The organism is Kocuria sp. ZOR0020 (assembly GCF_000800955.1).
Taxonomy (GTDB): Bacteria; Actinomycetota; Actinomycetes; order Actinomycetales; family Micrococcaceae; genus Kocuria; species Kocuria subflava.
In genome coordinates this window covers 1-7,880 of record NZ_JROX01000045.1, presented here as the reverse complement: position 1 = coordinate 7,880, position 7,880 = coordinate 1, and the positions used below count along the sequence as shown (strand labels likewise).

At 65.8% G+C, this 7,880-nt stretch carries 7 protein-coding genes; 6 read left to right on the top strand and 1 reads right to left on the bottom strand.

What is annotated here, in order from left to right; translation table 11 throughout:
- The first annotated feature begins 275 nt into the window (after positions 1-275).
- The 5 genes from L979_RS03045 (at position 276) to L979_RS03025 (ending at position 5,918) form a co-directional block, all read left to right on the top strand.
- Positions 276-1,508 (top strand): pseudouridine synthase, encoded by a 1,233-nt coding sequence (locus L979_RS03045; RefSeq protein WP_047689063.1) that lies wholly within the window; start codon positions 276-278, stop codon positions 1,506-1,508.
- A gap of 31 nt (positions 1,509-1,539) precedes the next feature.
- A complete protein-coding gene (locus L979_RS03040; RefSeq protein WP_047689068.1) occupies positions 1,540-2,634 on the top strand; it encodes a prephenate dehydrogenase in 1,095 nt (364 codons plus the stop codon).
- Positions 2,616-3,314 carry a (d)CMP kinase gene (gene cmk, locus L979_RS03035; protein WP_047689060.1) on the top strand — a complete coding sequence of 233 codons (699 nt, stop codon included), beginning with the start codon at positions 2,616-2,618 and terminating at the stop codon, positions 3,312-3,314. Before L979_RS03040 ends, cmk begins: the two co-directional genes overlap by 19 nt.
- Before the next feature lie 55 nt (positions 3,315-3,369).
- A complete protein-coding gene (der, locus tag L979_RS03030; RefSeq protein ID WP_052209399.1) occupies positions 3,370-4,938 on the top strand; it encodes a ribosome biogenesis GTPase Der in 1,569 nt (522 codons plus the stop codon).
- 281 nt (positions 4,939-5,219) lie between these two features.
- Complete coding sequence (locus L979_RS03025) at positions 5,220-5,918, top strand: CPBP family intramembrane glutamic endopeptidase (RefSeq protein ID WP_047689058.1); 699 nt, start codon at positions 5,220-5,222, stop codon at positions 5,916-5,918.
- Between the two features lie 95 nt (positions 5,919-6,013).
- On the opposite strand, the gene L979_RS03020 is transcribed toward L979_RS03025, so the two are convergent.
- Entirely contained in the window at positions 6,014-7,243 is a 1,230-nt protein-coding gene (locus tag L979_RS03020; protein ID WP_047689057.1) for an NAD(P)/FAD-dependent oxidoreductase, read from the bottom strand.
- Between the two features lie 262 nt (positions 7,244-7,505).
- On the opposite strand from L979_RS03020, the gene L979_RS03015 reads away from it, so the two are divergent.
- On the top strand, positions 7,506-7,880 hold a 375-nt coding region (locus tag L979_RS03015), incomplete at its 3' end, for a biotin carboxylase N-terminal domain-containing protein (RefSeq protein ID WP_047689054.1).

The window sequence follows — 7,880 nt, the reverse complement described above, 5'->3', positions numbered from 1 at the left end:
GACACCCCGTTGCTGGTGATCTCAGCATCAGGTGGTGATCTCACGGAAGTGGGCGGGGTTGGGGTAGCCGTGCCGTGTGACTGGGGTGACAGTCGTCGGCAGGCGGTGGCCCGGTAGACTGGGGGCTTTGCGGCGCGCCATACATGACGCAGACGGTCGGCATGGAAGCTGTTGAAACCAGCACCACGCTCACGACGACGCCGCACCCACCACCCAGATGAGCCATCCGGGGTAGTGCAGACAAACCACCACAGACCTGAAACGGACAGTGAGACATGGCTGAGAACAGACAGAACAACAATCGCGGCGGACGCCCCTCATCGGGTGGATCCGGGCGCGGACCGGCCCGCGGCGGCGCCAAGGGCGGATCCGGCCGTCCGGGTGGAAACCGCGGCGCAAGCCAGGGTAGTTCGGGCAAGGGTGGACCCCGCCAGTCAGGCCCCGGCCGTCCTTCACAAGGCCGACCGTCACAGGGACGCCCCGCACAGGGTGGCTCTTTCCAGGGCGGCAAGCCCGGAGGCAACAAACCTGGTGCCAACAACTCCGGTTCCAACAAGCCGGCAGCCGCAGGCAGCAAGCCCCGCCCCGGCCGGGCCGGTGCCGGCAAGCTCGGTGCCAAGGGCAACACCCCGCCCAAGTCTGATGCCCAGCGCCCTTACGCCAACACGGATCGCTACGGCCGGAAGATGCCGGACAAGGTGGCAATCTACGGGCCGCACCGTCGTCGTCGTCCAAAGAACCCGCCGGTGGACCGTCTGGAGGTCCACGACTCGGAGGGCGTGCGTCTGCAGAAGCTGCTGGCCAACGCCGGTGTGGCATCGCGGCGCGTGTGCGAGGAGATGATCACTGAGGGCCGCGTGACCGTTGACGGTGAAGTGGTCACTGAGCTGGGCGTGCGCGTGGACTCCAAGACCGCGGAGATCACCGTGGACGGCCTGCCCATCCAGCTGGATGACAAGCTGGTCTACTACGCCTTCAACAAGCCCGAAGGCGTGGTCTCCACCATGGGGGACCAGGAAGGCCGGCAGTGCATTTCTGACTTCCTGATCCCGCACCGCCACCAGCAGCGGATCTTCCACGTGGGCCGGTTGGACATTGAAACCGAGGGTCTGCTGCTGCTGACCAACGACGGCGAACTCACCAACCGCCTCACCCACCCCTCCTACGAGGTGCCCAAGACCTACCTGGTGCAGGTCCGCGGCCCCATGGAGAAGGGGATCGGCGAGCAGATGAAGTCCGGGATCATGCTGGATGACGGCATGGCCAAGGTGGATTCCTTCCGCCTGGTGGACTCCGTGCCGGGGCACATTCTGGTGGAGGTGATCCTGCACTCGGGCCGCAACCGCATTGTGCGCCGCCTGTTCGATGCCGTGGGTCACCCGGTGGAGCGCCTGGTGCGCACCCAGGTGGGCCCCATCCGCATCGGCAACCAGAAGCAGGGCGTGGTGCGTGACCTCTCCAAGACCGAGGTGGGCCACCTGCTGGCTTCCGTGGGATTGAGTTCCTGAGGTGACGCCTGCGGATCACCAGGTCCCTGCCGTGACGACGGCGCCCGTTGGTTCCGTTCTGATTGTTGGCGCCGGGTTGTTGGGGGCCTCCATCGGATTGGGTCTGCGCAACCTGGGTGTGGAGACGTGGCTGCGTGATGCCTCTCCGACGGCTGAGGCCGTGGGGGAGGACATCGGCGCCGGGTTGAGTGAACGCGCCTGGGACGGGCAGATGCCCGAGCCTCAACTGGTGGTGGTGGCAACCCCGCCTGATGTCACGGTGAGCCTGGTGGCGGCAGCGTTGGAGGAGTTCCCGGGCGCGGTTGTGACTGATGTGGCATCCGTGAAGGGCGCGATTCTGCGCGGGCTGGAGGCCACGGGTGCCGATCTGTCCCGTTATGTGGGTTCGCACCCCATGGCCGGGCGGGAGAAGTCCGGGCCGGTGGCCGCCCGTGGTGAGTTGTTCACCTCCATGCCATGGGTGCTGTGTTCCTCGGAGCAGACCGCGCCGTCCACGCGTCGGCTGGTCAAGGCGCTGGCGGTGGAGCTGGGGGCCACGGTCACGGAGATGTCTGCCGATGAGCATGACACCACCGTGGCCCTGATCTCCCACCTGCCCCAGGTGATGTCCTCCTTGCTGGCTTCCCGCCTGCAGGACACCCCGCTGCATCATTTGGCTTTGTCCGGGCAAGGACTGCGGGACACCACACGGATTGCTGGTTCGGATCCCGGGCTGTGGGTGCAGATCCTGACGGCCAATGCCGCCTCGATCGTCCCGGCCCTGCACGGTGTCCAGGAGGACCTGCAGCGGCTGATTTCCACGCTGGAGGCACCCACTGCGCCGGGCTCGCGCCTGGACGTGGCCCAACTGATTGCCGAAGGCAACGCCGGTCAGGCCCGTATTCCGGGCAAGCACGGCGGGGCGCCCAAGGCATTCGCCCAACTCACGGTTCTGGTGGATGACGTCCCCGGCACCATCGCTCACCTGTTGACGTTCATCGGTGAGATCGGGATCAACCTGGAAGACTTGCGGCTGGATCACTCACCGGGGCAACCGGTGGGTCTGGCGGAGGTCTCCGTGGAGCCCAATCGCAGGGAAGAATTGGTGGAAGCACTCACCACAAACGGATGGAAGGTTGTCCAGTGACGGATCAGGTGCAAGTGCTGGTGGCCATTGACGGGCCCTCGGGCAGCGGGAAGTCCACCGTGGCCAAGGAGATCGCTCGTCGCTTGGACCTGGGCTACCTGGACACTGGTGCCATGTACCGCGCCGTGGCGTGGTGGGCCATGCAGCAGAACGTGGACTGGGCGGACACCCACGCTGTTGTGGCTGCGGCCCAGGATGCCCCGGTGGAGATCTCCACGGACCCGGACCGGCAGTTCGTGAGGGTGGGAGACACCAATGTCACAGAAGCCATCCGGACGCCTGAGGTGACCTCCCACGTGTCCTCCGTGGCCACGGTGCCGGCCGCCCGGGAGGTGTTGGTGGCCCGGCAGCGCGGGATCATTGCGGATTCCGGACGCCGGATGGTGGCCGAGGGCCGGGACATCACCACCGTGGTGGCCCCTGATGCGGAGGTCCGGATCCTGATGGTGGCCTCCGAGGAAGCCCGGATGCAGCGCCGCGGTGCTCAACTGGGTGGCTCCCAGAACGCTGAGGCCCTGCGTGCCCAGGTGGTGGGCCGCGATGCCAAGGACTCCACCGTGGTCAACTTTTCCACCGCAGCTGATGGTGTGATCACCCTGGACAACTCCGATCTGAACCTGGAGCAGTCCGTGCAGGCCGTCATGGACCTGGTCCTGCGCGCCGTGCCGCAGCTGGCCTGAAATACTGCTGGAAACACAGCAAACTTCTAAAAAACTTGTGAGAGGAGAGTGCTCCATGACTGAGAACTCAACCCCCAACCTTGAACCGTGGCAGCACCCGGTGGACCCGTACGTGGAATCGGTGCTGGGAGGCGAGGACGACGACGTCGTAGAGCGCCTGGCCGCCATTGACGACGACGAAGCCGACCAGCGTGCCGATGCCCTCCGTGCCGGGCTTGAAGACTACGAACTGGACGAGGAAGACCTTGCCCTGTTGGACGAGTGGGAGGATGACGCCTTTGGCGGGCTGACCCGCAAGCCCGCTCCCGTGGTGGCTGTGGTGGGACGCCCGAACGTGGGTAAGTCCACGCTGGTCAACCGCGTGATCGGGCGCCGTGAGGCCGTGGTGGAGGACGTTCCGGGCGTGACCCGTGACCGTGTTTCCTACAGTGCCGAGTGGCTGGGCCGCCCGTTCACCATGGTGGACACCGGCGGCTGGGAGTCGGACGCCCGCGGAATCGACAAATCTGTGGCGGAGCAGGCCGAACTGGCCGTGGCGCGCGCTGATGCCGTCCTGCTGGTGCTGGACACCACCGTGGGCGTGACGGCCACGGATGAGGCGATCGTGAAGATGCTGCGCCGCGCCGGGCGCCCCGTGATCCTGGTGGCCAACAAATGCGATTCGCCGGCCCTTGAGCTGCAGGCCACCGAGTTGTGGTCCTTGGGTATGGGGGAGCCGTACCCGGTCTCCGCGCTGCACGGCAAGGGTGCCGCTGACCTGCTGGATGCACTCTTTGAGGTACTGCCGGAATTCTCCCAGGTGGCGGAGCCCGAGGTGCTGGGCGGTCCGCGTCGTGTGGCACTGATCGGCCGGCCGAACGTGGGCAAGTCCTCCCTGCTGAACAAGCTGGCAGGTGCCGAACGTGTGGTGGTCAACGATCTTGCCGGAACCACCCGTGACCCCGTGGATGAAATGGTGGAGCTCGGTGGGCGCCCCTGGCGTTTTGTGGACACCGCCGGTATCCGCCGCCGCGTGCACATGGCCTCCGGTGCGGACTACTACGCCTCTCTGCGGACCCAGTCCGCCCTGGAGCGCACCGAGGTGGCCGTGGTCCTCCTGGACGTCTCCGAGCCGTTGGCCGAGCAGGATGTCCGCATCCTCCAGATGGCGATCGACTCCGGGCGCGCCCTGGTCCTGGCCTTCAACAAGTGGGACCTGCTGGATGAGGAGCGCCGCTACTACCTGGACCGCGAGATCGAGAAGGACCTGGCCCACGTGGCCTGGGCGCCGCGCGTGAACATCTCGGCCAAGACCGGGTGGCACAAGGACAAGTTGGTGCCCGCCCTGGAGAAGTCCCTGGATTCTTGGGACACCCGCATTTCCACGGGTCGCCTCAACGCATTCCTGGGCGAACTGGTGGCAGCCCACCCGCACCCGCTGCGTGGTGGCAAGCAGCCCCGCATCCTGTTCGGCACGCAGGCCTCGGCCCGTCCGCCCAAGTTCGTGCTGTTCACCACCGGGTTCCTGGACCCCGGCTACCGCCGATTCATCACCCGCCGCCTGCGGGAGACCTTCGGCTTTGAGGGCACCCCCATTGAGGTGGCCATGCGCGTGCGTGAACGCCGCCCGCGCAACAAGCGCTGAGGGTTTCAGGCATCACCACGACGGCGCCTCCTCCCACCCCTCTGACGTCAGAGGCTCACGGGAGGGGGCGCCGTCGTCGTTTTTTGGTCCAGGTTGCCGAGATCATCAGAAAGTGCACTTTTTGCGCGTCAAGTGCACCAACGCATGATCTCGGCGGCGCTGCAAGGACGACGCCGTGCGGTCCCTTTTTCGTCATTTCACCCGACGCCACGGCTGCCCGCACCTTCCTAATCTCAGCAATGTACGAGCGTTGCTGAGATGACCGGGAAGCTGGTGAGGACATGCGGGATCCACAGATCCGCCGTGGTGGTGCCGTGGCCCAACTGACACCCTTTCTCACAGCGCTGATCTTCTGGGCCGTCATGCGCCCGGGCACCTTCACCACTGCGTTCGCGATGCGCTGGTCATGGGCAGGTGTGGGAATCGGTGTGAGCGCCGTGGCTGTGATCAGCGCGGCCCAGTTGATTGCCGGGCTGACGGTGGGCGAATGGCAGGTGCGCCCTCTGGAGATGATTGTGCCCGCAGTGATTGCAGTGGTGCCGTTCCTGGTCCTGCAATCCGTTTTTGCCATCGGCGAAGAGCTGGGCTGGCGGGGATGGCTCGCCACGCGAACCGCCCGCTACCCCTTTTCTGTGGCAGCAACGGTGTCCGCTGTGGCATGGGCATTCTGGCACCTGCCGGCAGTGCCGTTGATTGTTGTGGACGGTGATTGGCAGCGGGCTGCGGCTTATCTGCTGGCCATCATGTCCTGGGCGCCGTTCTTGCTGGCACTGCGCCAGCTCTTGGGCTCCGTGTGGGCGGCCGTGGTGGCGCACGGAGCGCTGAACAGCATTCGGGTGTTCTTCACGCAGTCGGTAGCTTCTTCATCCTCTGTCTCCTGGCCGGTCGAGGCCATTGGCTGGGTGGCCTGGCTGGGTGCGGCGGTGTTGCTGGTTCACGTGGCTCGTCGACAGGGGCCGCCGCTGGCGGGCGCACGCTGAAGATCACTGACCGCCCAGGACATGCAGAAGTCCAGAATCCGGCCCAGACAGTGCATCAACGCATGACCTTGACGGCGTGGGAGCGCGTACCGCTCTCACCGCCGGAAGCGCCTCACCGTGGCCGAGAGGTACCCGGCCGCGGGGAGCAGTCCCGTCAGCGCCACCCGAGCGACCGGGTGCGCTGAGGCCTTGATCCACCGCACGGGCTCCAGGGAGTCCCGGACGGCCTGGGGCGCGTAGCCGAGCATGGTGCGCTGGAATGATGCAGCGGCTTCAGTGATTGTGACCTCACCGTCAGCGGCCCGAGCCAGTTCCGCAGTCAGGTGCGCGGCGTCGCGGATGGCGGTGGCTGCCCCCTGCCCACCTGTGGGAGGCATGGCATGGGCGGCGTCGCCCAGGGCGGTGACCGGCCCAGGTGCCCAAGTGGCAACGTTCAGAGGGTCGGCTGCCAGGAAGCGGAACGCACCCACGGACTGCGGGTTCGAGCGCTGAGGTAGTTGCTGAAGATCCCGTAGCCAACGACGCCGTCCCAACAGTTCCGCTGCGAGTTCGGCCAGGTGGGGGCTCGGTAGGTTTCGGAAGTCGCTCGGGAGTTGCTCCTCTGTGGCGATCATCCCCCAGATGACCACGGGTTCAGGCGGGCCTTCGGTGAGCCCAGTCCGGTCGTAGGAGCTTTGCGGTGCATGCCAGGACGTGAAGAGCCCCACCCCACCGGCGCCGACAGCCAAGGATGGACGTTCACGCAGGAGGTCTTGGGAAGTGTGGGTCAGCGCAGATGTTGACGTACGGCCGGCGATCCCCACCAAACCCGTTGGCCTGTTGGTGATGCCGCCGGAGAGCTGTTGGATCAGGGTGGAGTGCGCGCCATCGGCGATCACCAGCACGTCTGCATGGTGGACGTGGCCCGGACGTGTACGGATGCTCACGTGATCTCCCGTGAGGTCGTAAGACGTGGCGGTTCGGTCAGTGAGAAGGTGAGGTTCCAGGCCCTCGGCCAATATCCGTCGCAGCGTGATGCGGTCGATGTCCAAGGACTCGCCCGATTCAACTTCCCCGGCTGTGAGTAGTAGCTGTCCCCGGTGGGTGCGCACTGCCAGCTCGAATGCGTCAGTGCGAACCGATGCAGCCCTCAAACGGGCCATGCGTTCGGGTGGGAGAAGTTGGTGCAGAGCGCGGACAGCCATCGGCCCCAAATGGAGCTTGTAACCGCCCGTCAGAGTGAAATCGGTATCGCGTTCCAACACGTCTGTGTGGATACCGCGCAGGGTGAGCCCGTGGGCCAGGGCCAGGCCTCCAATGCCTCCGCCAACCACCACAACGCGCATGCCCGCAATCTAACAAGCGGGGTCTCCGGCGTCCACGGGTGGTCGCGGTTACACCCGGGACACGTCATGCTGGTATGAAGTACCCAGAGGGCTGAGTTTTGTGTAACACCGCACAAATAAACAGGTGTCACCGTAAGCTGGTGCCGCTGCCGTCCCCACTCGACGATGAGTGGACCGGATGACCCCATGAAACTGCGTCAGGGACTTGGGGTTCGATCAACCACGACGACGCCCGGACCGGTCCCGTACAGAAGGAGTGCCTGTGTTCAAGAAGATCCTGGTGGCCAACCGCGGTGAAATCGCCGTCCGCGCCTTCCGAGCCGCCTACGAGCTCGGCGCCAAGACCGTGGGTGTGTACCCGCTGGAGGACCGCAACTCGATTCACCGGCAGAAGGCTGACGAGGCCTACCGGATCGGCACGGAGGGTCACCCCGTCAAGGCTTACCTGGACGTGGACGAGATCATTCGCGTGGCCAAGGAGTCCGGCGCCGATGCCGTTTACCCCGGCTACGGTTTCCTGTCCGAAAACCCGGGCCTGGCCAAGGCCTGTGCGGAGAACGGCATCACCTTCATCGGCCCCTCCGCTGACGTGCTGGATCTGGCCGGCAACAAGGTGGCTGCCCTGAAGGCCGCCAAG

What these genes read in the sequence shown, in the direction of transcription:
- L979_RS03045 (WP_047689063.1), top strand. Translation starts at nt 276, where the DNA reads ATGGCTGAGAACAGACAGAACAACAATCGCGGCGGACGCCCCTCATCG.
- cmk (WP_047689060.1), top strand. Translation starts at nt 2,616, where the DNA reads ATGGAAGGTTGTCCAGTGACGGATCAGGTGCAAGTGCTGGTGGCCATT.
- der (WP_052209399.1), top strand. Translation starts at nt 3,370, where the DNA reads ATGACTGAGAACTCAACCCCCAACCTTGAACCGTGGCAGCACCCGGTG.
- L979_RS03025 (WP_047689058.1), top strand. Translation starts at nt 5,220, where the DNA reads ATGCGGGATCCACAGATCCGCCGTGGTGGTGCCGTGGCCCAACTGACA.
- L979_RS03020 (WP_047689057.1), bottom strand. Translation starts at nt 7,243, where the DNA reads ATGCGCGTTGTGGTGGTTGGCGGAGGCATTGGAGGCCTGGCCCTGGCC.